Source organism: Variovorax sp. SPNA7, from assembly GCF_033807855.1.
Classification (GTDB): domain Bacteria; phylum Pseudomonadota; class Gammaproteobacteria; order Burkholderiales; family Burkholderiaceae_C; genus Variovorax; species Variovorax beijingensis.
In genome coordinates this window covers 4,640,020-4,666,353 of the sequence record NZ_CP138513.1, presented here as the reverse complement: position 1 = coordinate 4,666,353, position 26,334 = coordinate 4,640,020, and the positions used below count along the sequence as shown (strand labels likewise).

General features: G+C 68.7%; 26 protein-coding genes. 20 read left to right on the top strand and 6 right to left on the bottom strand.

Annotated elements, in window-relative coordinates; genetic code table 11:
• Positions 1 to 9: 9 nt before the first annotated feature.
• From RZE77_RS21750 to RZE77_RS21740, 3 genes are read right to left on the bottom strand one after another with little or no spacing between them, the layout of a single operon-like run.
• Positions 10 to 1,182, bottom strand: coding sequence for a CaiB/BaiF CoA transferase family protein (locus RZE77_RS21750; protein WP_319439232.1), 1,173 nt, complete (start codon positions 1,180 to 1,182; stop codon positions 10 to 12).
• Positions 1,179 to 2,153, bottom strand: a complete 975-nt coding sequence (locus RZE77_RS21745; RefSeq protein ID WP_319439231.1) for a Bug family tripartite tricarboxylate transporter substrate binding protein — start codon at positions 2,151 to 2,153, stop codon at positions 1,179 to 1,181. Before RZE77_RS21745 ends, RZE77_RS21750 begins: the two co-directional genes overlap by 4 nt.
• A 44-nt stretch (positions 2,154 to 2,197) precedes the next feature.
• Positions 2,198 to 2,953: an enoyl-CoA hydratase/isomerase family protein gene (locus RZE77_RS21740; protein WP_319439230.1), complete on the bottom strand. Its 756-nt coding sequence runs from the start codon at positions 2,951 to 2,953 to the stop codon at positions 2,198 to 2,200.
• Between the two features lie 58 nt (positions 2,954 to 3,011).
• On the opposite strand from RZE77_RS21740, the gene RZE77_RS21735 reads away from it, so the two are divergent.
• Positions 3,012 to 3,683: a GntR family transcriptional regulator gene (locus tag RZE77_RS21735; RefSeq protein WP_319427369.1), complete on the top strand. Its 672-nt coding sequence runs from the start codon at positions 3,012 to 3,014 to the stop codon at positions 3,681 to 3,683.
• Positions 3,684 to 3,707: 24 nt separating this feature from the next.
• Here the strand turns inward: RZE77_RS21735 and metG are convergent, their stop codons facing one another.
• Complete coding sequence (gene metG, locus RZE77_RS21730; protein WP_319439229.1) at positions 3,708 to 5,828, bottom strand: methionine--tRNA ligase; 2,121 nt, start codon at positions 5,826 to 5,828, stop codon at positions 3,708 to 3,710.
• A gap of 246 nt (positions 5,829 to 6,074) precedes the next feature.
• Here metG and RZE77_RS21725 point away from each other — a divergent pair, with 246 nt between their 5' ends.
• From RZE77_RS21725 to RZE77_RS21705, 5 genes are read left to right on the top strand one after another with little or no spacing between them, the layout of a single operon-like run.
• On the top strand, positions 6,075 to 7,106 hold the full coding sequence (locus RZE77_RS21725; protein WP_319439228.1) for an isocitrate/isopropylmalate dehydrogenase family protein: 1,032 nt from the start codon (positions 6,075 to 6,077) through the stop codon (positions 7,104 to 7,106).
• Between the two features lie 26 nt (positions 7,107 to 7,132).
• Positions 7,133 to 7,837 (top strand): phosphodiester glycosidase family protein, encoded by a 705-nt coding sequence (locus RZE77_RS21720; RefSeq protein ID WP_319439227.1) that lies wholly within the window; start codon positions 7,133 to 7,135, stop codon positions 7,835 to 7,837.
• 47 nt (positions 7,838 to 7,884) lie between these two features.
• Positions 7,885 to 8,571, top strand: a complete 687-nt coding sequence (locus RZE77_RS21715; protein ID WP_319439226.1) for a YceH family protein — start codon at positions 7,885 to 7,887, stop codon at positions 8,569 to 8,571.
• 24 nt (positions 8,572 to 8,595) lie between these two features.
• A complete protein-coding gene (locus RZE77_RS21710; RefSeq protein WP_319439225.1) occupies positions 8,596 to 8,952 on the top strand; it encodes a hypothetical protein in 357 nt (118 codons plus the stop codon).
• Positions 8,953 to 8,958: 6 nt separating this feature from the next.
• Positions 8,959 to 9,747 carry a phytanoyl-CoA dioxygenase family protein gene (locus RZE77_RS21705; RefSeq protein ID WP_319439224.1) on the top strand — a complete coding sequence of 263 codons (789 nt, stop codon included), beginning with the start codon at positions 8,959 to 8,961 and terminating at the stop codon, positions 9,745 to 9,747.
• A 10-nt stretch (positions 9,748 to 9,757) separates the two neighbouring features.
• Here the strand turns inward: RZE77_RS21705 and RZE77_RS21700 are convergent, their stop codons facing one another.
• Entirely contained in the window at positions 9,758 to 10,333 is a 576-nt protein-coding gene (locus RZE77_RS21700) for a redoxin domain-containing protein (RefSeq protein WP_319439223.1), read from the bottom strand.
• A 76-nt stretch (positions 10,334 to 10,409) separates the two neighbouring features.
• Here RZE77_RS21700 and RZE77_RS21695 point away from each other — a divergent pair, with 76 nt between their 5' ends.
• Positions 10,410 to 11,060 carry a TetR/AcrR family transcriptional regulator gene (locus RZE77_RS21695; RefSeq protein WP_319439222.1) on the top strand — a complete coding sequence of 217 codons (651 nt, stop codon included), beginning with the start codon at positions 10,410 to 10,412 and terminating at the stop codon, positions 11,058 to 11,060.
• Between the two features lie 6 nt (positions 11,061 to 11,066).
• Here the strand turns inward: RZE77_RS21695 and RZE77_RS21690 are convergent, their stop codons facing one another.
• Positions 11,067 to 12,260 carry a patatin-like phospholipase family protein gene (locus RZE77_RS21690; RefSeq protein WP_319439221.1) on the bottom strand — a complete coding sequence of 398 codons (1,194 nt, stop codon included), beginning with the start codon at positions 12,258 to 12,260 and terminating at the stop codon, positions 11,067 to 11,069.
• A gap of 102 nt (positions 12,261 to 12,362) precedes the next feature.
• Here RZE77_RS21690 and apbC point away from each other — a divergent pair, with 102 nt between their 5' ends.
• From apbC to RZE77_RS21625, 13 genes are all read left to right on the top strand, one after another.
• Positions 12,363 to 13,454: an iron-sulfur cluster carrier protein ApbC gene (gene apbC / locus RZE77_RS21685; protein ID WP_018906439.1), complete on the top strand. Its 1,092-nt coding sequence runs from the start codon at positions 12,363 to 12,365 to the stop codon at positions 13,452 to 13,454.
• A 15-nt stretch (positions 13,455 to 13,469) separates the two neighbouring features.
• Complete coding sequence (locus tag RZE77_RS21680) at positions 13,470 to 14,414, top strand: LysR substrate-binding domain-containing protein (RefSeq protein ID WP_319427358.1); 945 nt, start codon at positions 13,470 to 13,472, stop codon at positions 14,412 to 14,414.
• A gap of 244 nt (positions 14,415 to 14,658) precedes the next feature.
• Positions 14,659 to 16,404: an NAD(P)H-dependent oxidoreductase subunit E gene (locus tag RZE77_RS21675; protein WP_319442394.1), complete on the top strand. Its 1,746-nt coding sequence runs from the start codon at positions 14,659 to 14,661 to the stop codon at positions 16,402 to 16,404.
• On the top strand, positions 16,401 to 19,274 hold the full coding sequence (gene fdhF, locus RZE77_RS21670) for a formate dehydrogenase subunit alpha (protein ID WP_319439220.1): 2,874 nt from the start codon (positions 16,401 to 16,403) through the stop codon (positions 19,272 to 19,274). Before RZE77_RS21675 ends, fdhF begins: the two co-directional genes overlap by 4 nt.
• Positions 19,275 to 19,357: 83 nt before the next feature.
• Positions 19,358 to 19,705 carry a winged helix-turn-helix domain-containing protein gene (locus tag RZE77_RS21665; protein ID WP_018906443.1) on the top strand — a complete coding sequence of 116 codons (348 nt, stop codon included), beginning with the start codon at positions 19,358 to 19,360 and terminating at the stop codon, positions 19,703 to 19,705.
• 111 nt (positions 19,706 to 19,816) lie between these two features.
• Positions 19,817 to 20,500 (top strand): molybdate ABC transporter permease subunit, encoded by a 684-nt coding sequence (gene modB, locus RZE77_RS21660; protein ID WP_319439219.1) that lies wholly within the window; start codon positions 19,817 to 19,819, stop codon positions 20,498 to 20,500.
• Between the two features lie 28 nt (positions 20,501 to 20,528).
• Positions 20,529 to 21,278, top strand: a complete 750-nt coding sequence (gene modA / locus RZE77_RS21655; protein WP_319439218.1) for a molybdate ABC transporter substrate-binding protein — start codon at positions 20,529 to 20,531, stop codon at positions 21,276 to 21,278.
• Positions 21,275 to 22,069, top strand: a complete 795-nt coding sequence (locus RZE77_RS21650) for an ABC transporter ATP-binding protein (protein WP_319439217.1) — start codon at positions 21,275 to 21,277, stop codon at positions 22,067 to 22,069. Before modA ends, RZE77_RS21650 begins: the two co-directional genes overlap by 4 nt.
• A 19-nt stretch (positions 22,070 to 22,088) precedes the next feature.
• Positions 22,089 to 22,658 (top strand): DUF3305 domain-containing protein, encoded by a 570-nt coding sequence (locus RZE77_RS21645; protein ID WP_319439216.1) that lies wholly within the window; start codon positions 22,089 to 22,091, stop codon positions 22,656 to 22,658.
• Entirely contained in the window at positions 22,651 to 23,304 is a 654-nt protein-coding gene (locus RZE77_RS21640) for a DUF3306 domain-containing protein (protein WP_319439215.1), read from the top strand. Before RZE77_RS21645 ends, RZE77_RS21640 begins: the two co-directional genes overlap by 8 nt.
• Positions 23,228 to 25,366 carry a 4Fe-4S dicluster domain-containing protein gene (locus RZE77_RS21635; RefSeq protein WP_319439214.1) on the top strand — a complete coding sequence of 713 codons (2,139 nt, stop codon included), beginning with the start codon at positions 23,228 to 23,230 and terminating at the stop codon, positions 25,364 to 25,366. Before RZE77_RS21640 ends, RZE77_RS21635 begins: the two co-directional genes overlap by 77 nt.
• Positions 25,363 to 25,980: a TorD/DmsD family molecular chaperone gene (locus RZE77_RS21630; protein ID WP_319439213.1), complete on the top strand. Its 618-nt coding sequence runs from the start codon at positions 25,363 to 25,365 to the stop codon at positions 25,978 to 25,980. Before RZE77_RS21635 ends, RZE77_RS21630 begins: the two co-directional genes overlap by 4 nt.
• Before the next feature lie 110 nt (positions 25,981 to 26,090).
• Positions 26,091 to 26,321, top strand: a complete 231-nt coding sequence (locus RZE77_RS21625) for a formate dehydrogenase (RefSeq protein ID WP_319427347.1) — start codon at positions 26,091 to 26,093, stop codon at positions 26,319 to 26,321.
• The last annotated feature ends 13 nt before the right edge of the window (positions 26,322 to 26,334 follow it).

Here is a 26,334-nt window from a genome sequence, read left to right as displayed (position 1 = left end):
ACCGCGCGCTCACTGCCGCGCCAGCCCCGCCAGGATGGCCTCGCGGTCCTGGTCCAGCCGCGGCGGCTGCCTGGCCACTTGCGTGCGGTGTGTGCCTACGTGCACCGGATTGCCCGCCACCGTCAGCGGCCGGCCGCCCTGCGTGCGGACCTGCACCAGCATCTCGCGTGCCTGCACCTGCGGGTCGTTCACCACCGCGGCCACGTCGTTGTAGCCGCCCGTGGGAATGTTGTGCTGCATCAGCAGCGCCTGCCAGTGCGCGCAGGGTGCCGCGGCCAGGCGCTCTTCGAGCAGCTGCTTCAGCGCCTCGTGGTGCCGGCAGCGCTCGGGGTTGGTGGCAAAGCGCGCATCCTCGGGCAGCGCCGGCAGCTCGAGCGCCGCGCACAGGCGCTGGAACAGCGCATCGTTGCCCGCCGCGATCACGAACCAGCCGTCCGCCGCGCGGAACACGTCGAAGGGCGTGATCGACGGATGCCGCGAGCCGATCGGCCCCGGCGCGCGCCCGTCGGCCTCCATGCGAGAGATCGCGTTCTCCAGCAGCGCGACCTGGCAGTCGAGCATCGCCACGTCCACGCGGTCGCCCAGGCCCGTGCGCCCGCGCTGCAGCAGCGCGGCCTGCGTGCCGATCGTCGCGTACAGGCCGGCGCCCAGGTCGCCAATCGACACGCCCACGCGCGTGGGCGGCGCGCCCGGGTGGCCGGTCAGGCTCATGATGCCGCCCATCGCCTGCACCACCATGTCGTAGGCGGGGCGCCGGCTATAAGGGCCGGTCTGGCCGAAGCCCGAGACCGAGGTGAACACCAGCCGCGGAAAGCGTGCGTGCAGCGCGGGCCAGTCGTAGCCGAGCTTCTCCATCGTGCCGGGCCGGAAGTTCTCGACCAGCACGTCGGCCGTGGCCAGCAGCTGCTCGAAGACGGCGCGGTCGGCCGGCGCCTTCAGGTCCAGCGCGATCGATTCCTTGTTGCGGTTGACCGACATGAAGTAGGCCGAGTCGCCGTCGACGAAGGGGCCGATCTGCCGTGCGTCGTCGCCCAGGCCGGGCTGCTCCACCTTGATCACGCGCGCGCCCAGGTCGGCGAGCAGCAGCGTGCAGTAGGGCCCCGCAAGCACGCGCGTCAGGTCGATGACGGTGAAGCCCTGCAGCGGGCCGCCTGGCGAGCCTTGCGATGCGACCGGGGTCATTCGACGGTCGCGCCGGAGCGCTCGGTGAGTTCCTTCGATTTCGCGCCCTCGGCCAGCGCCCAAGTGCGGAACTCGGCCAGCGACTTCGAGGGCGCCGCCTCGTTGCCCGATTTTTCGAGCCGCGCCTTCACCTCGGGATCGTTGAGCGCCGCCACGCTGGCGTCGAACAGTTTCTGCGCCAGCTCGGGCGGCAGTCCGGCGGGTGCGAACAGGCCGAACCAGAAGGTGAAGTCGTAGCCCTTCACGCCGGCCTCGGCGACGCTCGGCACGTCGGGAAAGAGCGGCGAGCGCTGGCCCGAGGTGACGGCCAGCACGCGCAGCTTCTGGCCCTGCGCCATCGGCAGCACCGAGGGCGGCGTGCCGAAGGTGAGCTGCACGTCGCCGGCGGCCACGGCCTGGATCGATGGGGCGCCGCCCTTGTACGGCACGTGCAGCATGGTCACGCCGGCGGCCTTCTCGAACGACAGGCCCGCCAGGTGCGTCACCACCCCGGTGCCCGACGACGAATAGGCCAGCTTGCCCGGGCTCTGCCGCGCCTGGGCGATGAGCGCCTGCACGTTCTGCGCGCTCACGTCCTTGTTGACTGCGAGCAGCATCGGCGCGGAACTCCAGCGCGAGATGGGCACGAAGCTCCTGGTGCCGTCGTACTTCACGGCCTTGTAGAGCAGCTTGTCGCTGCCGTAGAGGTTGCCGCTGCCCAGCAGCAGCGTGTAGCCGTCGGGCGCCGCGCGCGCGACCTGGTCCGACGCGATGGTGGTGCCCGCGCCGGGCTTGTTGTCGATGACGATCGGCTGCCCGAGGATCTTGGCCAGCTTGTCGCTCACGATGCGCGCCACCGCGTCGGCGCCGCCGCCCGCGGGGAAGCCCACCACCAGCGTGATCGGACGCGAGGGGTAGCTGTCCGCGAGCGCGCCGGCCGAGGCGAGCCATGCCACGGCCGCGAGCGAAACGGCCCGTATTTCTTTCTTCATGCCTTGTCTCCTGTGTCTTGTCGGGGTGCCCGGAAGGGCGGCGCTCAGCGGCCCTTGAAGACCGGCGGGCGCTTCTCGCGCCAGGCGCGGCCGCCTTCGGCCAGGTCTTCGGATGCCACGGTGCGCTGCACCTCGCGCTGGATCGACGCGGCATCGGCCGTGCCGCGCGCGATCTGGTTCAGGTGCTTCTTCATGCCCAGGAGCGCGAGCGGCGCCATGCCGGCGAGCGTGGTGCGCAGGCGCAGCACTTCGGCATCGAGTGCCGCCACGTCGTCCACCAGCTGCGTGAGGAATCCGCATTCGCGCATCGCGCTGCCGTCGAGCTTCTCGGCCGTCAGGAAGAGCCGCTTGGCGGTGTCCAGCCCGAGGCGGGAGACATAGCGCTCCATGCCGCTCTGGTAGTAGTGCAGGCCGAGCCGGGCCGCGGGCATGAACATTTCGGCAGCCCGCACGCCCACGCGGAAGTCGCAGGCCAGCACCAGGTCGGTGGCGCCGCCGAACACGCCGCCGTGCACCGCCGCAATGGTGACGGCGCGGCAGTTTTCCAGCGCATCGACCATCTCGCCGAAGCTGCGGCCCTCGGTCTGGCTGCTGGTGGCGACCTCTGATATATCGTAGCCGCTGCAGAAGTACTTGCCCTCCGAGCGGACCACCAGCACCAGCACGCCGGGCGAGCCGTTCACCGTCTCCAGGTGGCCGACGATGGCCGGCAGGTCCTCCGGCGTCAGCTTGTTGGCGGCCTGCGGACGGCGCAGCGTGAGGTAGGCGACATGGCCGTCGATCTGGAGGGTGGGAAGCATTGATGTACCAAAGAGATCAATTGATATATCTACAAGGTTAGCTAATATCCACGCACCCATGCAACCCGCGAAAACCCTCGACGTGAGCAGCCTGCAGGACCAGATCCGCGGCCGGCTTGAAAAAGACATCCTGGACGGCACGCTGTCGCCCGGCATGCCGATCGACGAAAAGGCGCTGGCCGCGAGCTTCAACATCTCGCGCACGCCGGTGCGCGAGGCCCTGCTGCTGCTGAGCGCACGCGGGCTGGTCGACATCGTTCCGCGCACCGGCATCTACGTGCGCCAGCTGCGAGCCAACGAACTCGTCGCCATGATGGAAGCGCTCGGCGAACTCGAAGGGGTGCTGGCGCGGCTCGCGGCGCTGCGCATCGGCCCGGCGCTGCGCATCGAACTGCAGCGCGCGCTCGAAGGCACGGCCGCCCGTGCACAGGCGGACGATGCGGAGGGCTACCAGCTTGCCAATGCCGCGCTGCACGACGTGATCTACCGCGCGAGCGGCAACCCGTTCATCGTCGAGCAGGCGCAGACCGTGCGCCTGCGCATTGCGGCCTACCGCGGGCGGATGTTCGAGAAGCCCGGGCGGCTGGCCGCATCGCAGCGCGAGCACGAGCGGGTGGTCGAGTGGATCCTCAAGGGCCACGCGGACAACGCCGCGGAGGCGATGCGCGACCACATCTCGGTGGGCGGCAAGGTGTTTGCCGACCTGGTGCTGGTCAACAAGCTCGGCTAGCGACCCAGCCGCAGCCTCTGTTTCTCAGCGAACGCGCATGCCCGGCGTCGCGCCCGGCCAGGGCTCGAGCACGTGGATGCCGGGGTTGGCCTTTTCGTCGCCATGGCTCGCGGCCAGCACCATGCCTTCGCTGATGCCGAACTTCATCTTGCGCGGCGCCAGATTGGCGACCAGCACCGTGAGCTTGCCCACGAGCTGCTCGGGCTGGTAAGCGGAGGCGATGCCGCTGAACACGTTGCGCAGAACAGGACTCCCCTGCGGGTCGGTGCCTTCGCCCGCGTCGAGCGTCAGGCGCAGCAGCTTGGTCGAGCCCTCGACCTTCTCGCAGGCCACGATCTTTGCGATGCGCAGGTCGATCTTCACGAAGTCGTCGATGGTGATGGCAGGCGCGATGGCTTCGCCGCCCGGCAGTGCATCGGCCGACGGCGTCTCCGCGGCGGCCGCAGGCGCCGGCTCGGCGGCTTCGAACAGCTTGTCGACGATCTTGGCGTCGGCGCGCTGCATCAGGTGCTTGTATTCGCCGATGGCGTGGCCGGCCGGCAGGCTCTGCGCGGCGTCGGCCCAGGCGAGCGGCTCGATCCTGAGGAAGGCCTCGACATTGGCGGCGAGCGCCGGCAGCACCGGCTTCAGGTACAGCGTGAGCAGGCGGAAGGCCTCGATGCACACGGTGCACACGTCGTGCAGCCGCGCCTCCTGGCCTTCCTTCTTGGCCAGTTCCCAGGGCTTGTTCTGGTCGACGTACTCGTTCACCTTGTCGGCCAGCGCCATCACCTCGCGCAGCGCGCGGGCGTAGTCGCGGCCGTCGTAGAGCGAATGCAGCTGCGGCGCCGCATCGCGCAGCGCGAACAGCAGTGCGTCGCCGTCGGCCGACACCTCGCCCAGCTTGCCGCCGAAGCGCTTGCCGATGAAGCCCGCCGCGCGGCTCGCGATGTTGATGTACTTGCCCACGAGGTCGCTGTTGACGCGCGCGACGAAGTCCTCGGGGTTGAAGTCGATGTCCTCGTTGCGGCCGTTGAGCTTGGCCGCGATGTAGTAGCGCAGCCATTCGGGGTCCAGGCCGATCGACAGGTACCGGAGCGGGTCGATGCCGGTGCCGCGGCTCTTGCTCATCTTCTCGCCGCTGACCGTGAGGTGGCCGTGCACGTACACCGCATCGGGCGCCTTGCGGCCGCTGAAGTGCAGCATTGCGGGCCAGAAGAGGGTGTGGAAGGTGATGATGTCCTTGCCGATGAAATGCACCTGCTCCAGGTCGGGGTCGGCCATGTACTCGGTGTACGAGATGCCGTCGCCGCCAAGCTCGATGCAGCGCTTGTCGAGCAGGTTCTTGAGCGAGGCCAGGTAGCCCACGGGCGCGTCGAGCCACACGTAGAAGTACTTGCCCGGCGCATCGGGAATCTCGATGCCGAAGTAGGGCGCGTCGCGGCTGATATCCCAGTCGCCGAGGCCGCCCTTGCCTTCGTCGTCCTTGTAGAGCCATTCGCGGATCTTGTTCTGCACTTCGGACTGCACGTGGCCGGGTGCGGCGGTCCATTCCTTCAGGTAGGCCTCGCAGCGCGGGTCCGAGAGCTTGAAGAAGAAGTGGTCGGAGCTGCGCAGCTCGGGCTTGGCGCCCGACAGGGCCGAGTAGGGGTTGATCAGCTCGGTGGGTGCATAGACGGCGCCGCACACCTCGCAGTTGTCGCCGTACTGGTCCTTGGCGTGGCAGTTGGGGCACTCGCCCTTGATGAAGCGGTCGGCCAGGAACATGCCCTTGGCCGGATCGTAGAACTGCTCGACGCTCTTGGTTTCGATCAGGCCGTTGGCGCGCAGGTCGCGGTAGATGTCCTGCGCGAGCTGGTGGTTCTCGGGCGCGTCGGTCGAGTGCCAGTTGTCGAACGAGATGTAGTAGCCGTCCAGGTAGGGCTTGCGGCCCGCGGCGATCTCGGCCACGAAGGCCTGCGGCGTCACGCCGGCCTTGTCGGCCGCGATGGTGATGGCCGCGCCGTGCGCGTCGTCGGCGCAGACGAAGTTGACCTCGGCGCCATTCATCCGCTGGTTCCGCACCCAGATGTCGGCCTGGATGTATTCCATCATGTGGCCGATATGGAACTTGCCGTTGGCATAGGGCAGGGCGGTGGTGACGAAGAGCTTGCGCGGGGCGGACATCGGGGAGGGCGCTTTCGGGGAGTGGGCGACGAACTTGCGGGAAGCGGGCATTTTAGGTGGCAGCATCGCGGCATGCCGAATGCCGTCGATCCGGGCGGCTGCATCGGCGGTTTTGCGCACCAGTGACCCGCAAGGCGCCGGGGTGTCTCCGGCGCGACGTATGCTCCATGCCGCGCGTTTCGCGAATGCTCTCTGCTGATAGGGCGAACAGATATACAAGATGGATATACAGAAAGCGAGTTTCCGATGACCACCCCCATTCCCGCAACCTTGATTCCCGGCGATGGCATCGGCCCCGAGATCGTCGACGCCACGCTGGCCGCGCTCGATGCGCTGAAGGCGCCCTTCGAATGGGACCGCCAGATCGCCGGCCTCGGCGGCGTCCAGGCCTCGGGCGATCCGCTGCCGCAGGCCACGCTCGACAGCATCCGCCGCACCCGCCTGGCCCTCAAGGGCCCGCTCGAGACGCCCTCGGGCGGCGGCTACCGCTCGTCGAACGTGCGGCTGCGCGAGGAGTTCCAGCTGTACGCCAACCTGCGCCCCGCGCGCACCATCATTCCGGGCGGCCGCTTCGACAAGATCGACCTGATGGTCGTGCGCGAAAACCTCGAGGGCCTGTACATCGGCCACGAGCACTATGTGCGCATCGATGGCGACCCGCACGCCGTGGGCATGGCCACCGGCATCAACACGCGCCAGGGGTGCCTGCGCCTGCTCGAATACGCCTTCGAGACCGCCATTGCCGCCGGCCGCAAGAAGGTCACGCTGGTGCACAAGGCCAACATCATGAAGGTGCTGACCGGCCTGTTCCTGGAGACCGGCCTGCGGCTCTACGAAGAAAAGTACAAGGGCAAGTTCGAACTCGACACCATCATCGTCGACGCCTGCGCGATGAAGCTGGTGCTCAATCCGTGGCAGTTCGACATGCTGGTGACGACCAACCTGTTCGGCGACATCCTGTCCGACCTGGTGGCGGGCCTGGTGGGCGGCCTGGGCATGGCGCCCGGTGCCAACATCGGCGCCGATGCGGCGATCTTCGAGGCCGTGCACGGCTCGGCGCCCGACATTGCCGGCAAGGGCATCGCCAACCCCACGGCGCTGCTGCTGGCCGCCGCGCTGATGCTCGAGCATGTCAGGCTGCCTGAGCTCGCCACGCGCCTGCGCAAGGCCATCGACGACACGCTCAACATCGACAAGGTGCGCACCGGCGACCTGGGCGGCAGCGCCGGCACGGCGGCGTTCACGAAGGCGCTGGTCACCCGCATCCAGAACGGCTGAAGCGAGAGGCGGCTTTCCGTGGCTTCATGAGAAAGCTGCTGCTCCTGCTGGCCTTGTGCGTGGCCGGACTGGCCGCCGCGGCCAACGCCGAGCCGCGCTACACCGTCGTGAAGATCGACCTGCGCCGCGAACGCCTCGAGCTGTTCCTGCGTGACGACAGCGGCGCCCCGTTCAAGCGCCTCGACCGCCTGGAAGCCTGGCTCGCCGCGCGCAACCGGCAACTCGTGTTCGCGATGAATGCCGGCATGTACCACGCGGACTTTTCCCCGGTCGGCCTGCTGGTGCAGGAGGGGCGCGAGGTGGCGCCGCTCAGCCTGGCGGCGGGTGCGGGCAACTTCTTCCTCAAGCCGAACGGCGTGTTCCTGGTGTCCGATGCGGGGCCGCGTGTGGTCGAGTCCTCCGAATATGCGGCGCTACCGAAGGACAGCGTTCGGCTGGCGACCCAGTCGGGCCCGCTGCTGCGCCGCGGCGTGGTGCATCCCGCCTTCATTCCGGATTCCGATTCGCGCAAGATCCGCAACGGCGTGGGCGTGTCGGGCCACACGGCGATCTTCGTGATCAGCGAGCAGCCGGTGAACTTCCACGAGTTCGCGCTCTACTTTCGCGACGTGCTGCATTGCCGCGACGCGCTCTACCTCGACGGCACCGTGTCGGCACTGCATTCGCCCGCGCTCGGCCGCAGCGACTTCACCAGGGAGCTGGGACCGATACTCGGCGTGGCGGTGCCATGAACAGCCGGCCCTTGCCGCGATCGTTTTCATTCAGGATTCCTTGAGCAATGACCCAGGCCCTTCCCATTCTTTCGCTCGTCGAAACCCGCGTGCTCGGCGTGCTGGCCGAGAAGCAGCGCACCGTGCCCGACAGCTATCCGCTGACGCTCAATTCACTGGTGTCCGGCTGCAACCAGAAGACCAGCCGCAACCCGGTGCTCGAACTGAGCGAGGCCCAGGTGCAGGCCGCCATCGACAGCCTCAAGGGCTACAGCCTGGTGGCCGAAACCAGCGGCGGCCGGGCGTTCCGCTACGAGCACAACATCGACCGCGTGCTGCGCATTCCGTCGCAGTCGGTGATCCTGCTCACGGTGCTGATGCTGCGCGGCCCGCAAACGGCGGGCGAGCTGCGCATTGCCTGCGACCGCATGCACAACTTCGCCGACATCTCGTCTGTCGAGGGTTTTCTCGACGAGCTCGCCGAACGTCCGGCCGGCGCACTGGTTGTGAAGCTCGCGCGCCTGCCGGGCGCGCGCGAGAGCCGCTGGGCGCACTTGCTGAGCGGCGCGCCGGCGGAAGAGCTTGCGGGGCCGGGCGGTGCATCGGCCGAGGGGGCGCATGCATCGCACGATGCATCGTTCGGCGAGGTGGCCGCGCTCAGGGCCAACGTGGCGCGGCTCGAGGCCGAGCTCGCATCGCTGAAGGCGCTGGTGGGGCGGGTGTGCTCGGAGCTCGGGATTTCCGACGCGGCGTAGCGGGTAGACGGCGATCTACTTTTCATGAAGCACACCTGTCCGAGCTGCCGCAAGCCGGGAATCGACGGCATGGCCAAGCGCTGGTCCAGCCGCGGCGCCCCTGCCGCCTGCGAAGCCTGCGGCGGCCTCAGCCATGTGCTGGCAAGCACTTCGAGCGGCATCTGGGCGGCGGGCGTGGTGATCGTCGTGGTGTCGCTGATCGGTGCGTTCGGCCTGCATTCCTTTTTGCTTTTCTTCAGCGGACTGGTGCTTGCCGTTGCCTGCAACCTGCGGGCCTGGAAACGCGCGAAACTGGTGCCGATCTCGAAGGAAAGCGCGACCCGCGCAGCAAAGGCGAACTGGTTCGTCGCGGGCATCTTCGTGCTCTTCGGACTCAATTAGCAGCCCATGACCGAGCATTCGGATCTTTCTGCGAACGATGCGCGCGCGCAGGCCTTCATCCGCGACGGCTTCCTGCGCATCGACAACGCCTTTCCGCGCGGACTCGCGGACGAGGCCCGTGCGATCCTTTGGCGCGACACCGGATGCGATCCGGACGATCCGTCGACATGGACAAAGCCCGTCGTCCGGCTCGGCATGTACGCGCAACAGCCCTTCGTCCAGGCCGCGAACACGCCGCTTCTGCACGGCGCCTTCGACCTGCTCGTCGGCCCGGGGCGGTGGCAGTCGTGCCGCAGCATGGGCACCTTCCCCGTGCGCTTTCCCTCGGCCGAGGACCCGGGCGACGCCGGCTGGCACATCGACGTGAGCTTCGGTCTGGAGAACCCCGACTTCATGGCCTGGCGGGCGAACATCCGCTCGAAGGGGCGTGCCTTGCTGATGCTCTTTCTTTTCTCGGATGTGGGCGACGACGATGCGCCCACGCGCATCCGCGCCGGCTCGCATGCCGACATCGCCCGCATGCTGGCGCCGGCGGGCGAGGAAGGCCTGTCGCTGGGGGAACTGGCGCGCAATGGTTTTGCCGAGTCCGCCGGGCGGCCCGAGGTGCTGGCGACGGGCGCGGCGGGCACGGTGTACCTGTGCCACCCGTTCCTCGTGCATTCGGCGCAGCCGCACCACGGCAGGCATCCGCGCTTCATGGCGCAGCCGCCGCTGCTGCCGGCGCAGCCTTTCAGTCTCGAGTCGCCCGTGCGCTGCCCGGTGGAAGAAGCGATCTGGCAGGCGCTGAACGGCTGAACTCACCCGGTCAAGCCGGCACGGCCGGCGCATCCCCCGGATTCGCCGGCGCAGGCTGCGCTTGACGGGCCAGCTGCAGCAATTCGTCCACCTCCCAGTGATCGTCGGCATGCGCACCGTACTTGCAGGCCACGATGCGTCCGTGCGCGTCGACGAGAAAGTCCGCGGGCAGCCCCAGGATGCCGTTCTCGGCCCGGGTGTAGAAGCGCCTGGCGGCCAGGATCCACCGCAGCCCGCTCCAGAAGACACGGGGATGCAACAGCGCCCGTAAAGAGGTCTCGATCCCGAACGCCTTGAAGTGCTTCTTGCCCGCGTCGGCGACGCAATCGAAGGGCAGCTGCGCCTGGTACTTGAGCATTTCTTCGCGCGACGAATGAAAGAAGACCACCTGGCGGATGCCCGCCGCGGCAATTTCCGCCTGGCGCCTGCCCATGGTGAGCAGGTGGAAGTTGCACACGGGGCAGCCCGCGAAACGCCGGAACTGAAGGTGCACGTAGCGCGGCACCGGATCCGGAACATGGACGGGCTTGCCGTGGATGGTGCTTGCGGCAATGGCGGGAGCCGTGTCCCCAGGTGCGAGTTTCATGAATCCGTTCCTTTAACGTACAGTGTACGTAATTGAATATACTCGCAGCTTCGAAACTGCGTCAACATCTGCCTCCATGGGACGACCCGCCAAATTCACGCATTCGCAGCTCCAGGCCGCCGCCTTGGCGCTGGTCGACAGGGAAGGGCTGGCGGGCCTCTCCATGCGCGCACTGGCCGGCGAGCTCGGCACCGGCGCCATGACGCTCTACAACTACGTCTCGCAGCGCGAGGACATCGACCTGCTGGTGGTGGAGGCGGTGATCGGCAAAGCGCGCTGGCCGCGTGCCGGCTACGCGCAATGGCAGGACGAAGTCCGGGCCATTGCCACGGCGCTGTGGCAGGCGGTACGGGCGCATCCGCATGCCATCCCGTTGATCCTCACGCGCCGCAGCCGCTCGCCGGCCGTGTTCGAGGTGACCGAAGCCCTGCTGCGCGCGCTGGCCCGCAGCGGGCGCTCGGGACCGGCCCTGCTGGTTGCGTTCCGCGCGGTGTCCGGGCTGATCACGGGGCTTGCGCAATCGGAGTTGGCGGGGCCGCTGGCGCTGCAGGCCGAGGAGTCGGCGGAGCTCACGATCGCGCGGTTCCGGGCCTTGCCGGTCGAGCGCTTTGCGCACCTGATCGACATTGCCAATGCGGCTGCGGGCAGCACGGCGGACGGCGAATTCCAGGCGAGCCTGGATCTGCTGCTGGCGGGGCTGTCCGCAGGCCGCGGCGGTGATCGCTGATCGGCTTCAGGCGGCCGCATCCCATCCGAAGAAGCGCAGCACTTCGGCCTGCTGGCGCAGCGTGTCGGCCCGCCCAAGGGCCATCAGTTCGCGCGTGTAGCCCGCCTCGAACAGCAGGTAGCTCGCGAGCGCGCCGCCCTTCACATCGGCTGCGACCTTCGAGCCGCCCAGCAGGTGGCGCACCGCGCCGGGCAGCGCATCGACATGGCGTGCCGCAATCACGTCCAGGCGCTCCGACGGCGCGATCACCAGCAGGTCGAGCGGACGCAGCGTGCTCGATGCGCGCGCTTCCTCGGGAATGAGGCCGAGCGTGTGGTTGATGCGCCGCAGCCGCTCGATGTCCACCGCCAGCGCATCGAGAAAGATGCTCGACAGCGCATGGCCCGCGATCTGCGCCATGGTGGGATAGCCGCTGTAGGTGTTGGGCGCGTCGGCGTCGCGCGGCTCGTGCATGCGGCCCGCGCCGATCACCAGGATGCGCCGGGCGCCCAGGTGGATGGCCGCCGCAATGGGCGCCGACTGGCGCATCGAGCCGTCGCCGAAATATTCGGTGTGCCCCTGCATCGGCAGCGCGGTGGCCGGAAACACGAAGGGAATGGCCGACGAGGCCAGCAGGTGCGCGTGGCTGATGCGGCCGCGCACCGACAGCCGCTGCGAACGCACCCAGGGCTCCATCGGCACCGCGGCCTCGAAGAAGGTGACGTGCTCGCCCGAGCTGTAGCTCGAGGCGGTCACGGCCAGCGCCTGCAGGTGCCCTTCCCGCATGAGCCGGGGCAGGCGCTCGAGCGGCACCATGCGGGCCAGCAGTTCGGCCAGCGGCGCGTTGTCCAGCAGCGAGCGCGGCTTGATGCGCATCCAGTTGGCGGCAAAGCGCCCGAGCCCGAGCAGCATGCGCCAGCGCGTGCCGCTGCCGAGCACCGAGAGCGAATCGGCGCGGTAGACCTGGCCGGCGTGGAAGTCGCGCCAGACCTGCGCGATGCGCTCGACGGCTCCGTCGAAGTCGTCGGCGCCGCAGGCCAGCGCGGCGGCGTTGATGGCGCCGGCCGAGGTGCCGGTGATCACTTCGAAGGGATTGCGCCGGCCGGCCAGGCCCGCTGCGCACCGGATGCCGGCAATGGCCTCGAGCACGCCGACCTGGTAGGCGGCCCGGGCGCCGCCGCCGGTGAGCAGGAGGCCGGTGGCGGGGGGTGTCTCTGGCATTGGATGGGTGTTGTTGTCCCCGGTGGGGGAAAGGCGATGCATGCGCACCCGGGGGCGAGCCATGAGACCCACTAGACTACCCGCCATTCAGGAGTTAGATCAATGGCACTCACCCCAGAGGGGCTCATGGACGCGCTCAAGGCCGTCGCAGACCCCAACACCGGCAAGAATTTCGTGGCGACCCGGTCGCTCAAGAACCTGCAGATCGCGGATGGCGACGTGTCGTTCGACCTCGAGCTCGGCTACCCGGCCAAGAGCCAGCACGCGGCCATGCGCAAGGCGCTGGTGGCGGCCGCAAAGACGGTGCCGGGCGTGAGCAACGTCTCGGTCAACATCACGACCAAGGTCATCAGCCATGCGGTGCAGCGCGGCGTGCAGCTGATGCCCAACGTGAAGAACATCATCGCGGTGGCGTCCGGCAAGGGCGGCGTGGGCAAGAGCACCACGGCGGCCAACCTGGCGTTGGCGCTGGCCGCCGAAGGCGCGGCCGTCGGGCTGCTGGACGCCGACATCTACGGCCCGAGCCAGCCGATGATGCTGGGCATCGAGGGCCGGCCCGAGAGCGAGGACGGCAAGACCATGGAGCCGCTCGAGAACCACGGCGTGCAGGTCATGTCGATCGGCTTCCTGGTCGACCAGGACGAAGCCATGATCTGGCGCGGCCCCATGGCCACCCAGGCGCTGGAGCAGCTGCTGCGCCAGACCAACTGGAAAGACCTCGACTACCTGATCGTCGACATGCCGCCCGGCACCGGCGACATCCAGCTGACCCTTTCGCAGCGGGTGCCGATGACCGGCGCGGTGATCGTCACCACGCCGCAGGACATCGCGCTGCTCGATGCCAAGAAGGGCATCAAGATGTTCGAGAAGGTCGGCGTTCCGATCCTGGGCATCGTGGAAAACATGGCGGTGCACATCTGCTCCAACTGCGGCCACGTCGAGCACATCTTCGGCTCCGAGGGCGGCAAGAAGATGGCCGAGCAGTACCAGATGGACTACCTGGGCGCGCTGCCGCTGGACATCAACATCCGGCTGCAGGCCGACAGCGGCAAGCCGACCGTGGTGGCCGACCCCGACGGCGAAGTGGCCGGCATCTACAAGGCCGTCGCACGCCAGGTGGCCGTGGGCATTGCCGAGAAGGCCAAGGACTTCTCGGCGAAGTTCCCGACCATCTCCATCAGCAAGAACACCTGATCGGCGGCGCGCCCCGTGAATCTTCTCGCGTCGATGCGCTACCTGGTTGCGCTCAGCGAGCACAAGCATTTCGGACGCGCGGCGCAGGCCTGCCACATCACGCAGCCGGCGCTCTCGAACGCGCTGCGCTCGCTCGAAAGCGAGTTCGGCGTGGTCATCGTGAAGCGCGCGCGCGTCTACGTGGGCCTTACGCACGAAGGCGAGCGGGTGCTGGCCACGGCGCAGCGCATGCTGCGCGACAACGAGGTGCTGCAGCAGGAGCTGCGCAGCGAAGAGGGCCATCCGCGCGGGCGGCTGCGCATGGCGGCTGTGCCCACCGCCATTCCGATGCTGTCGCGCTTTGCCGCGATGCTGCACGAGCTGCACCCGGGCATCGTGCCGGCGGTGCTGTCGATGAGTTCGCAAGACCTGGAAACGGGGCTCGAAAGCCTCTCCGTCGACCTGGCACTCGGCTATACCGAGCGCATGCACCTGCCGGGCATCAAGCTCACGGCATGGCCGCAGAGCGTGGAGCACTACTTCCTGCTGCGGCGCGCGGCCAAGCCCTCGGCCGACCGGCTGCGCATCGGCCAGCCGATGTCGTGGGCCGAGGCCGGCCAGCGGCCGCTGTGCCTGCTCACGCCCGACATGCACAACCGCTCCATCATCGACCAAGCGCTGCGCGACGCCGGCATTGCGCTGGAGCCGGCCATCGAAACCAACTCGGTACTTACCCTTGCATTGGCCGTGCTCGCGGGCACCGTGAGCAGCGTTTTGCCGGGGTCGATGGTCGCGGCCGTGCGCAGCTATCGCGAGCTGGAGGCCTTGCCGCTGGTCGCCCCCGAGGTCAAGACGCCGCTGGGCTTCATGACCCAGACCGGCGTGCGCCCCTCGCGTGCGCTCGATGCCGCCCTGGTGTTCCTGCAGACGCCGGCGTGGCGCGAGCAGGTGCGGCTGCACAGCGGCGCGCTCGGCGAATAGCCTCGGTGCGGCGCCGTCCGGGGGCGGCCATTTAGTTATTGAATCGATCGATGTGCCGATCGAATTTGACGCGCCCAGGGCCGCCCCACACACTCGGTCAGCCCTCAAGCATTGCTCGGGGGCATTCCCGAGACATCGAAAAAAGGCCCAGGCAGTGAACAACCACCCAGCCACGACCCGCGAGACAACAACAAAGGCAACGGCCAGCACGCACACCATCGTGCCGCTCGCCACCGCCGACGAAATGCGCGAGCGCATCCGCCGCAAGAGCAAGCTCAAGGGCCGCCAGCCCGAAGAAGCGGCACTGCTCGAAGTGCGCACGCTGATCGGCGCGCGTCCGGCCGAGGGCCACCGGCGCGACCTGCTCATCGAGCACCTGCACAAGCTCAACGACGCCTTCCGCTGCCTGCACGACCGCCACCTGGTCGCGCTGGCGCGGGAAATGAACATCCCGATGGCCGAGGTCTACGAGGTCGCGACCTTCTATCACCACTTCGAGGTGGTGCGCGGCGACGAGGCCGCGCCGGGCCTCACGGTCCGTGTGTGCGACGGCCTGGCCTGCGAACTGGCCGGTGCCAAGGACCTGCTGGCACGGCTGCCCGAACTCCTTGGCGTCGAGGGCGGCGACGTGCGCGTGATTGCGGCGCCCTGCATCGGCCGCTGCGAGCAGGCGCCCGCGGTGGCCGTCGACCGGCAGGCCGTGCCGCTCGCGACCACGGCGAAGGTGCTGCAGGCGCTGAAGTCCGATCCCGACGAAGCCACGGTCGCGTATTTCGACGCGGCCGCATTCGCCGAGAAAAGCATCTCGCCGCTGCCCGGCGCCATCGAGCGCATGCCGGCCTTCACCGACTACACCACCTACCGCGCGCACGGCGGCTACGCGCTCGCATCCGCGCTCGTCAACGGCGAGGAAGACGCCGAAGCCATCATCAAGACCATGGAAGACTCGGGCCTGCGCGGCCTGGGCGGCGCGGGCTTTCCGGCCGGGCGCAAGTGGCGCATCGTGCGCGACCAGCCGGCGCCCCGGCTCATGGCGGTGAACATCGACGAAGGCGAGCCCGGCACCTTCAAGGACCGCACCTACCTCGAACGCGATCCGCACCGCTTCCTCGAAGGCCTGGTGGTGGCGGCGCAGATCGTCGGCATCGAGCAGTGCTACATCTACCTGCGCGACGAATACCACGACTGCCGCGCGCTGCTCGAAACCGAGCTGGCGCGGCTGCAGGCCGATCCGCCCTGCGCGCTGCCGCGCATCGAGCTGCGGCGCGGCGCGGGCGCCTACATCTGCGGCGAAGAATCGGCCATGATCGAAAGCATCGAGGGCAAGCGCGGCGAACCGCGCATGCGCCCGCCCTACATCGCGCAGGTCGGCCTGTTCGGCCGCCCGACGCTGGAGCACAACTTCGAAACCCTCTACTGGGTGCGCGACATCGTCGAGAAAGGCGCGGGCTGGTTCAGCGGCTTCGGCCGCCACGGCCGCAAGGGCCTGCGCAGCTTCAGCGTGAGCGGCCGCGTGAAGCACCCGGGCGTCAAGCTCGCACCCGCGGGCATCACGGTGCAGGAGCTCATCGACGAATACTGCGGCGGCATGCTCGACGGCCACTCGCTGTACGCGTACCTGCCGGGCGGTGCATCGGGCGGCATTTTGCCGGCGCGCATGAACGACATTCCGCTCGACTTCGACACGCTGCAGCCCTATGGCTGCTTCATCGGCTCGGCCGCGGTGATGGTGCTGAGCCAGCACGACCGCGCCCGCGACGCCGCGCTCAACGTGATGCGCTTCTTCGAGCACGAAAGCTGCGGCCAGTGCACGCCCTGCCGCGTCGGCACCGCCAAGGCCGCGGCGCTGATGCATGCGCCGGTGTGGGACAACGCCACGCTCGAAGACCTCGCGCAGGTCATGGGCGACGCCTCCATCTGCGGGCTCGGCCAGGCGGCCCCCAACCCGATCCGCTGCATCCAGCAATATTTCCCCGAGGAGGTGGCATGAACGCCCCGACCAAGCTCGCGGAGCTGATGCCGCAAACCATCGAATTCACCCTCGACGGCCAAGCCATCCAGGCCTTCGATGGCGAAACCATCTACAAGGCGGCCGAGCGCCACGGCGTCGAGATTCCCCACCTGTGCTTCAAGGACGGCTACCGCGCCGACGGCAACTGCCGCGCCTGCGTGGTCGAGGTGAAGGGCGAGCGCACGCTGGCACCCAGCTGCTGCCGCAACGTGACGGCCGGCATGGAAGTGAAGGCCACCAGCGAGCGCGCGCTCAAGAGCCAGAAGATGGTGGTCGAGATGCTGCTGTCCGACATGCCCGACCAGGGCTACAAGTGGATCGGCGACGACGCCACCCAGCAGCACGGCGAACTCAGCGCCTGGGCGAAGAAGCTCGACATCGCGGTGCGCCCCGAACTCAAGGCGCTGCGCCGCGAGCAACCCAAGGCCGACATCTCGCATCCCGCGATGGCCGTCAACCTCGACGCCTGCATCCAGTGCAACCGCTGCGTGCGCGCCTGCCGCGAAGAGCAGGTCAACGACGTCATCGGCTACGCGCTGCGCGGCGGCGACAGCAAGATCGTGTTCGACCTGGACGACCCGATGGGCGACAGCACCTGCGTGGCCTGCGGCGAATGCGTGCAGGCCTGCCCCACGGGCGCGCTCATGCCCAAGAGCCACATCGGCTCGCAGGAGGTCGATCGCAAGGTCGATTCGGTGTGCCCGTTCTGCGGCGTGGGCTGCCTGGTCACCTACAACGTGAAGGACGAGAAGATCGTCAGCGTCGACGGCCGCGATGGCCCGGCCAACCACAACCGCCTGTGCGTGAAGGGCCGCTTCGGCTTCGACTACGCGCACCATCCCCAGCGCCTGACCAAGCCGCTGATCCGCAAGGCCGGCATGCCCAAGGATCTTGGCGACACGCCGCGGCCGGACGACTGGAGCGAATATTTCCGCGAAGCCACCTGGGAAGAGGCGCTCGCGCTCACCACCGGCAAGCTCTCGGGCCTGCGCGACAGCCACGGGCCCAAGTCGCTCGCGGGCTTTGGCTCGGCCAAGGGCAGCAACGAAGAGGCCTACCTGTTCCAGAAGCTCGTGCGCACGGGCTTCGGCAGCAACAACATCGATCACTGCACGCGGCTGTGCCACGCCTCCAGCGTGGCCGCGCTGCTCGAAGGCGTGGGCTCGGGCGCGGTGAGCAACCAGGTCAACGACGTGGAGCATGCGGGGCTGATCTTCGTCATCGGCTCCAACCCCACGGCCAACCACCCGGTGGCCGCCACCTGGATGAAGAACGCCGCCCAGCGCGGCGCCAAGATCGTGCTGGCCGACCCGCGCCGCACCGACATCAGCCGCCATGCCTGGCGCACGCTGCAGTTCAAGGCCGACACCGACGTGGCCATGCTCAACGCGCTGATCCACGCCGTGATCGACGAAGGCCTGGTCGACCAGGAGTTCGTGCGCACGCGCGCCAGCAACTACGAGGCGCTGCGCGAGAACGTCAAGGGCTACAGCCCCGAGGCGATGGCACCCATCTGCGGCGTGCCGGCCGAAACACTGCGCGAGGTGGCGCGGGCCTTTGCCACGGCCAAGGGCTCGATGATCCTCTGGGGCATGGGCGTGAGCCAGCACGTGCACGGCACCGACAACGCGCGCTGCCTCATTGCGCTGGCCACAGTCACCGGCCAGATCGGCAAGCCTGGCTCGGGCCTGCATCCGCTGCGCGGCCAGAACAATGTGCAGGGCGCGAGCGACGCGGGCCTGATCCCGATGATGTTCCCCAACTACCAGCGCGTCGACAACCCGGCGGTGCATGCGTGGTTCGAGAACTTCTGGGGCACGCCGCTCGACGCGACGCCGGGCTACACCGTGGTCGAGATCATGCACAAGGCGCTCGCGCCCGACAGCGATCCGCACAAGGTGCGCGGCATGTACATCATGGGCGAGAACCCGGCCATGAGTGACCCCGACCTGAACCATGCGCGGCATGCGCTCGCGAGCCTGGAGCACCTGGTGGTACAGGACATCTTCATGACCGAGACCGCCTGGCTCGCCGACGTGGTGCTGCCCGCGAGCGCCTGGCCCGAGAAGACCGGCACGGTGAGCAACACCGACCGCATGGTGCAGCTGGGCAAGCGCGCGCTCAATCCGCCAGGCGACGCGCGGCCCGATCTCTGGATCATCCAGCAGATCGCCCAGGGCATGGGCCTCGCGTGGAACTACGAAGGCGAGGAGTCGGGCGTGGCCGCGGTCTACGAGGAAATGCGCCAGGCCATGCATGCGGTGATCAGCGGCATCAGCTGGGAGCGGCTGCAGCGCGATTCGAGCGTGACCTATCCTTGCCTCAGCGAGGAAGACCCGGGCCAGCCCACGGTGTTCATCGACGACTTCCCCACGGCCGACGGCCGCGTGAAGCTGGTGCCGGCCGACATCATTCCGGCCGACGAGCGGCCCGATGCCGAGTACCCCTTCGTGCTCATCACCGGCCGCCAGCTCGAGCACTGGCACACCGGCAGCATGACGCGCCGCGCCACGGTGCTCGATGCGCTCGAGCCCATGGCCACGGCCTCGATGAACCAGGCCGACCTGCTGAAGCTCGGCCTCGAGGCCGGCGACGTGATCACCGTGCAGTCGCGGCGCGGCGAGGTGGCCATCCACGTGCGGCGCGACGACGGCACGCCCAGTGGCGCGGTGTTCGTTCCCTTCGCCTACTACGAGGCAGCGGCCAACCTGATGACCAATGCCGCGCTCGATCCCATGGGCAAGATCCCGGAGTTCAAGTACTGCGCGGTGCGCATTGCGCGCGGCGGCCAGCCGATGGCGGCGGCCGGCTACGGCACCGGGTCGGGCGTGCTCGCGGCGGTGGACTGAGGGCGGGGCGGTGAGGCGGCGGGGCCATGGTTTAACCTTGGCGCCAAGCTCCTTCCGCACCGTTCCTTCGCATCACCACCGGCATGAAAACCAGAGTCCAGTTCCGCCTGCGCATCTACAGGGACGACAGCATCGCCTTCGGCCCCGGCAAGGTCGCCGTGCTGGAGGCGGTGGCGGAAACCGGCTCGATCTCCGCCGCGGCGCGCCAGCTGGGCATGTCGTACCGGCGCGCCTGGATGCTGATCGATGAGATGAACAACGCCCTCAGTTCCCCGGCCGTGAACACCGCGGCCGGCGGCTCGCGCGGCGGCGGCACCGCGCTCACGCCCGTGGGCGAGGAAATCGTCAAGCACTACCGCGCCATCGAGAACGCCGCGCGCCTGGCCACGGCGGCCGACGTGCGCGCGCTGACGCGCCTGCTGGCACCCTGAGCTGTTCCCCGCGCTGTATCCGAAGGGATATCGGCGCCATCCTCCCGCACCCGCCACACACGCCTCTTCAGGGGGAAGCGTCCGTTCGTGCAACAATTGCGTTGTATCTTCATGAATACGACGAACTCCCTCATCGCCTCGGCCGACTGGTTCCCGCTGGTGCTGTCGCTCAAGGTGGCCGCGGTCGCGACCCTGCTGGCGCTCGTGGCCGGCGTGGCGCTGGGCTGGGTGTTCGCGCGCAAGCGCTTTCCGGGCCGCACGGTGCTCGAGGCGGTGTTCATGCTGCCGCTGGTGCTGCCGCCCACGGTCATCGGCTACGCCATCCTGGTGGCGGCGGGGCGCCACAGTCCGCTCGGCAACTGGCTGCGCGAGCATCTCGACTACAGCATCATCTTCAGCTGGCATGGCGCCGTGGTGGCGTCGGCCGTGGTGGCGCTGCCGCTGGTGCTGAAGTCGGCCAGCGCCGCCTTCGCGGGCGTGGACCGCTCGCTCGAAGCCGCCGCCAGTACGCTGCGCCAGTCGCCGTTCTCGGTGTTCCTGCGCGTGACGCTGCCACTGGCCTGGCCCGGCATCCTGGCCGGCACGCTGCTCGCGTTCGCGCGGGCCATGGGCGAGTTCGGCGCCTCGCTGATGGTGGCGGGCTCCATTCCCCAGCAGACCCAGACCCTGTCGATGGCCATCTACGACGCGGTGCAGGCCGGGCACGACGACCTCGCGCTGCTGCTGGTGCTGGTGACCTCGCTGCTGTCGGTCACCGTGCTGGTGCTGTCGAACCGCTTTTTCTCGCTGCGCTGACCGGCCCGCTCCCAACCTCCAGACCCACATGCGCGCGTTCCACCTCCTGCTTCTTGTCCTGGCGATGGCGTTGCCGCTCGGTGCGGCGGCCCAGCAGATCACCGTGTCCGCGGCCGCCAGCCTGACGGACGCGTTCAAGGAACTGGGGCCGAAGTTCGAGGCCGCGAAGCCGGGCGCCACGGTGCGCTTCAATTTCGCAGCCTCGGGCGTGCTGCTGCAGCAGATCGGGCAGGGCGCCCCGGTCGATGTGTTCGCGAGCGCCGACCAGGAGACGATGGGCCGAGCCGCCGAGCAGAAGTTCATCGATGGAGCCACGCGCCGCAACTTCGCGAGCAACGCCCTGGTGCTGATCGAACCGGCCAGGAACGCGGTCGGCGTCCAATCGCTGCAGGACCTGGCCGGCGCGGGCGTCCGGAAAATCGCGGTTGGCAAGACCGCCACCGTGCCGGTCGGCCGCTACACGCGGCAGGTGCTGGAAGGCGCGGGGCTCTGGAGCGTGCTCGAGCCGAAGTTCGTGCAGGCCGACAGCGTGCGCCAGGTGCTCGACTACGTGGCCCGCGGCGAGGTCGAGGCCGGTTTCGTCTACCGCACCGATGCGGCCGTGATGAGCCAGAAGGTCCGGGTCGCCTTCGCGCCCGCGACCGCCACGCCGGTGACCTACCCGGTCGCGGTGGTCGCCGACAGCCGCCAGAAGGCGCTGGCCGGCGATTTCGTGGCCTTTCTTTCCAGCGACGCCGCGCGCGAGGTGCTCGCGCGCCACGGCTTCGGCAAGCCATGATCGACGTCGACCTGAAGCTCACCGTCACCGATGGCGCCCGGCGCTTCGACCTGGCGGCGCGCTTTGCGACCGACGTGCCTTTTGCCGCGCTCTACGGTCCCTCGGGCGCGGGCAAGACGCTCACGCTGCAGGCCATCGCGGGGCTGCTGCATCCGTCCGCGGGCCATGTGCGGCTGGACGGCCGCACGCTCTACGACTCGGCCCGCGGCATCGACGTGCCGGCGCCGGCGCGGCGCATCGGCTACCTGTTCCAGAATTACGCGCTGTTCCCGCACCTGTCGGTGCGCGAGAACGTGGCTTTCGGCCTGACGGCCTGGCACCGGCGCCGGCTGCCGCCGCGCGAGGCCGAGCGGGTGCAGGCGCTGCTCGAAGGCTTCGGCCTGGCGGCGCTGGCCGACAGCCGGCCGCAGAAGCTCTCGGGCGGCCAGCAGCAGCGCGTGGCGCTGGCGCGCGCGCTGGCCTGCGAGCCGCAGGTGCTGCTGCTCGACGAACCCTTTGCCGCGCTCAACCCCATGCTGCGCAGCGAACTGCGCCACGAGCTCGCGCAGGTGCGCCGCCAGTGGGGCATTCCGGTGCTGATGATCACGCACGACATCGAGGACGTGCTGGCGCTGGCCGACGTGGCCTTCGTCTACAGCGACGGCCAGGTGGTGCGCGAGATCGACCTGCACAACGCGCAGAGCCGCGATTTCGCGCTGCGCGAGGCGGGCGGCGTGCCGGCCGCCGAGGCTTCGCCGCTGCACCGCAAGCTGCGCGGCCTGCTGCTGCAGGACGCAACCGGCCGCGGATGACCCTCGGCGCGAAAGCGGCATGCGGCGGCGCTACGATCGCCGCATGAATCCTTCCATCGATGTTGCCGTCGTCATGCGCCGCGAGCGCGTCGACAGCCGTTGGCAGTCCTGGCGCTGGATCCTCGAAAGCGTCGGCCCCGACCAGCCCGGTTTCGGCACCGAGCCGCGCCTGCTCGAAGCGAGCGAGAGCGCGCAGCGCTGGCTGCACCCGGGCTTCAAGACCGAACTGTTCCGCGACGACGTCGAGGGTTATCACCTGAATGCCACCACGCCCGCGCCCTGCTGGTTCGTGCTGTGGCGCATGGAAGAAGAACCCACCATCGCCGACGAGCCGATCGCGCGGCCGGTGGTGGTGAGCCTCAGCTACAACGAGGCCGGCCGCTGGCTCGACGCGCAGGAAACGGTGGAGCAGGTGCCTGCGCCCGAAGAGGTGATCGAGTGGATGCGCGGCTTCGTGCAGGCGCATTACGTGATCGAGCCCAAGCGCCGCAAGCGGCCCGAGAGTTTCCGTCCACTGGTCGACCGCTTCGGCAACGCGGCCAGCGTGTCGACCGAGAAGAAGCGCGGACGCGGAGCGGGCGATGTCTGAGAACTTCTTCGGCCGCTGGTCGCGGCGCAAGCAGGAGGCGCGCGAGGAGGTGTTGCCTCCTCCCGCCGTGGAAGAGGCGGAAAAGCCGGTCGATGCGCGCGTCGAAACCGCGGCGCCTCTGCCCGAAGTCCGGCATCCGACGGACGCCCTTTCCGCCGAAGGGCAGCAGGAAGAAGCTCCCCCGCCCACGCTTGCCGACGCCGAGGCGCTCACGCCCGAGTCCGACTTCCGGCCCTTCGTTGGCAGGAACGTCGCGCCCGAGGTGAAAAACACTGCGTTCAAAAAGCTTTTTGCCGACCCGCAGTTCAATGTGATGGACGGCCTGGACACCTACGTCGACGACTATTCCAAATCGACGCCCATTCCCGACAGCGTGCTGCGCCAGATGGCCAGTGCCAAGTTCCTCAAGCTGTTCGAGCACGAGGAAGAAGAGCGGGCGAAAAAAATCGAAGAACCCGCGGAAACCCCACAGGACGACGTGCCGCCGGACGTGGCACAGTCCGAGCACCCGGGAGATCTCCTCCCCAGCCAGCAGGTTGCCGACGTGCAGCCCGCAAGCCAGAAGACCGATGACCACAACGCTGATCTGCGACTGCAACCAGACGATGCCGCTCGAGCCGAAGACGCTCGGCGCGGCGCTGGCTGAGTCGCTGCCCCTTCATTCCACCCTGTGCCGCCGCGAGGCGCCGGCTTTCCAGCGCGCCATCCGCTCGGGCGACGAAGTGGTGGTGGCCTGCACGCAGGAGCGCCGGCTGTTCACCGAGCTGGCCGAACAGACCGAAGGCGCGACCTCGCCGATCCGCTTCGTGAACATCCGCGAAACCGGCGGCTGGAGCCGGGACGCCAAAAATGCCAGCCCCAAGATCGCCGCGCTGCTGGCCGTGGCCCACCTGCCCGAGCCCGACCCGGTCTCGACCGTGAGCTACGCGAGCCAGGGGCGGCTCCTGATCGTCGGCCCGCTCGATGCGGCCGAGAAGGCCGCGGCGCTGGTGGCCGATTCGTTGCAGGTCTCGATCTTTTCCACCGGCCCGGGTGCCGCCGGCGGCGCGCAGGAACGCCGCTGGCCCGTGATGGCGGGGCGCATCGCATCGCTCACGGGCTGGCTCGGCGCTTTCTCGCTGAAGTGGACGCGCGACAACCCCATCGACCTGGACCTGTGCACGCGCTGCAATGCGTGCCTCGGCGCCTGTCTCGAGCAGGCGATCGGGCTCGACTACCAGATCGACATGGACAGGTGCACTTCGCACCGCGACTGCGAAAAAGCCTGCAGCGTGGCCGGCGCCATCAATTTCAGCCGTGCACCCGAGGCGCTCGATGCCGAGTTCGATCTGGTGCTCGACCTGGGCGCGAACGCGCTGATCGACTGGCATGCGCCGCCGCAAGGTTATTTCCACCTGGCGGGCGGGCTCGCGCATGCGGAGGGCCTTTCGACCCTGCTGCGCCTGCGCGAACTGGTGGGCGAGTTCGAGAAGCCGAAGTTCTTCGACTACAAGCAGAAGCTCTGCGCTCACAGCCGCAACGAGGTGGTGGGCTGCAACGCCTGCGTCGAGGTCTGCTCGGCGCACGCCATCTCGAGCGACAAGGAGCGCCAGCGCATCGTCGTCAATCCGCAGCTGTGCGTGGGCTGCGGCGCCTGCACCACCGTGTGCCCGACCGGCGCGCTGGGCTACACCTATCCGCGCACGCCCGATCAGGGCCGCAAGCTGCGCACGCTGCTGGCCACCTATTTGGGCGCCGGCGGCCGCGACGCCACGGTGCTGCTGCACAACGAAGAAGGCGGACTGGCACTTGTCGAACAGCTCGGCCGCGCGGCCCAGCTGGGGCGCGGCAAGCGCGATGGCCTCGGCGGCGTGCCCGCGCATGTGCTGCCGGTGGCGCTGATGCACGTCGCGAGCACCGGCATCGACCTGTGGCTCAGCGCCGTGGCCTTCGGCGCCTCGCAGGTGGCCGTGCTGTCCACCGGCCAGGAAGCGCCGCAGTACCTCGATGCGCTGAAGAAGCAGATGGCCGTCGCGCAGGCGCTGCTCACGGGCCTGGGCTACACCGGCACGCATTTCCACCTGGTCGAGGCCGGCACGCCGGCCGCGCTCGACGCGGCCCTGGCCGGGCTGCGCACCACGCGCCAGCGCGTGCCTGCCACCGCGGCGCGCTTTGCCGTGGGCGCCGAAAAGCGCGGCACGCTCGAGATGACGCTCGACCACCTGATGGCGCAGGCGCCCGCATTGTCGGCGCCGCCTGCCGATGCCGCCGCAGCGCTTGAAATTGCGCTGCCCGCCGGTTCGCCCTTCGGCGCGGTCACGGTCAACAAGGACAGCTGCACGCTGTGCCTGGCCTGCGTGAGCGCCTGCCCCGCGAGCGCGCTGCAGGACAACCAGAATGCACCGCAGCTGCGCTTCATCGAGAAGAACTGCGTGCAGTGCGGGCTGTGCGCCACCACCTGCCCCGAGAACGCGATTGCGCTGGTGCCGCGCCTGCTGGCCGCCCCCGAGCGCAAGCAGCCCGTGGTGCTCAACGAGGCCAAGCCCTGGGCCTGCATCCGCTGCAGCAAGCCGTTCGGCACGCAGAAGGCCATCGAGTCGATGCTCGGCAAGCTCGCGGGCCACGCCATGTTCCAGGGCGAGGCGCTCGAGCGGCTCAAGATGTGCAGCGACTGCCGGGTGATCGACCTGTACAGCGCGCAGAACGAAATGAAGATCACGCAGCTATGAGCCAGTTTCCTCCGATGACCTCCGCCCTCGACGAGGAAATTGCGCGCGCCGAGGTCTACGGCCTGCTCGCGCGCCTCTGGTATGCGGCGCCCGACGCCGACCTGCTCGGCGCCTTCGGCGTGGCGCCGACCGAGGCGCCCGCGGCCGGCGCCTTCCTCGAGGAGCCCTGGCGGCAGCTGGTCGGCGCGGCGCGCGGCACCGATGCCGCCGCGGTGCATGCCGAGTACGACGCGCTCTTCGGCGGCATGGGCAAGCCCGAGGTCTACCTGTTCGGTTCGCACTACCTGAGCGGCTTCCTCAACGACAAGCCGCTGGCGCAACTGCGCACCGACCTGGCCCGGCTGGGGCTCGCGCGCGGCGAGGCCGTGTCCGAGAGCGAAGACCATGTTGCCTGCCTGTTCGAGGTAATGCGCTACCTTATTGCCGGCGACGACGCAGCGGTAGCCAACCTTGCGCAGCAACAGGCTTTTTTCGCCACCCATCTGCAGCCGTGGCTGCCGGCGCTCTGCGACGCAGTGGCGCAACATCCGAAGGCGCATTTCTATGCGTCGCTGGCCGGCTTCACCCGGGCCTTCGCCGAGGTCGAGGTCCAGGGCTTCGACATGCTCGGTTGATCGCATCAATGGAAGAGTTTGATTGTCGGGAATAAGGGTCTCGACTAGTATCCAGATGTATGCAAATCGGTTCATATCTGGTTTGCCCCCCAGCCACTCCTGGAGATCACATGCAGGACAGCCAAGCGGCCGGCACCAAGCCGGCCTCGCGTCGAGGTTTCTTTCTAGGCGCCGCCGGCGCCGGTGCCGCGGTTGCCGCGGTTTCGGTGCTTCCCAAGGTCGCGCCGGCCCCCGCGGCCGTCGAGGCCGCCACGCCCGCAGCAAAGCCCGCGCCTGAAAAAGGCGGCGGCTATTCGCTGAGCGAACACGTCAAGCGCTATTACAAGACCGCTTCGGCCTGAAGCGGAAGGTCCA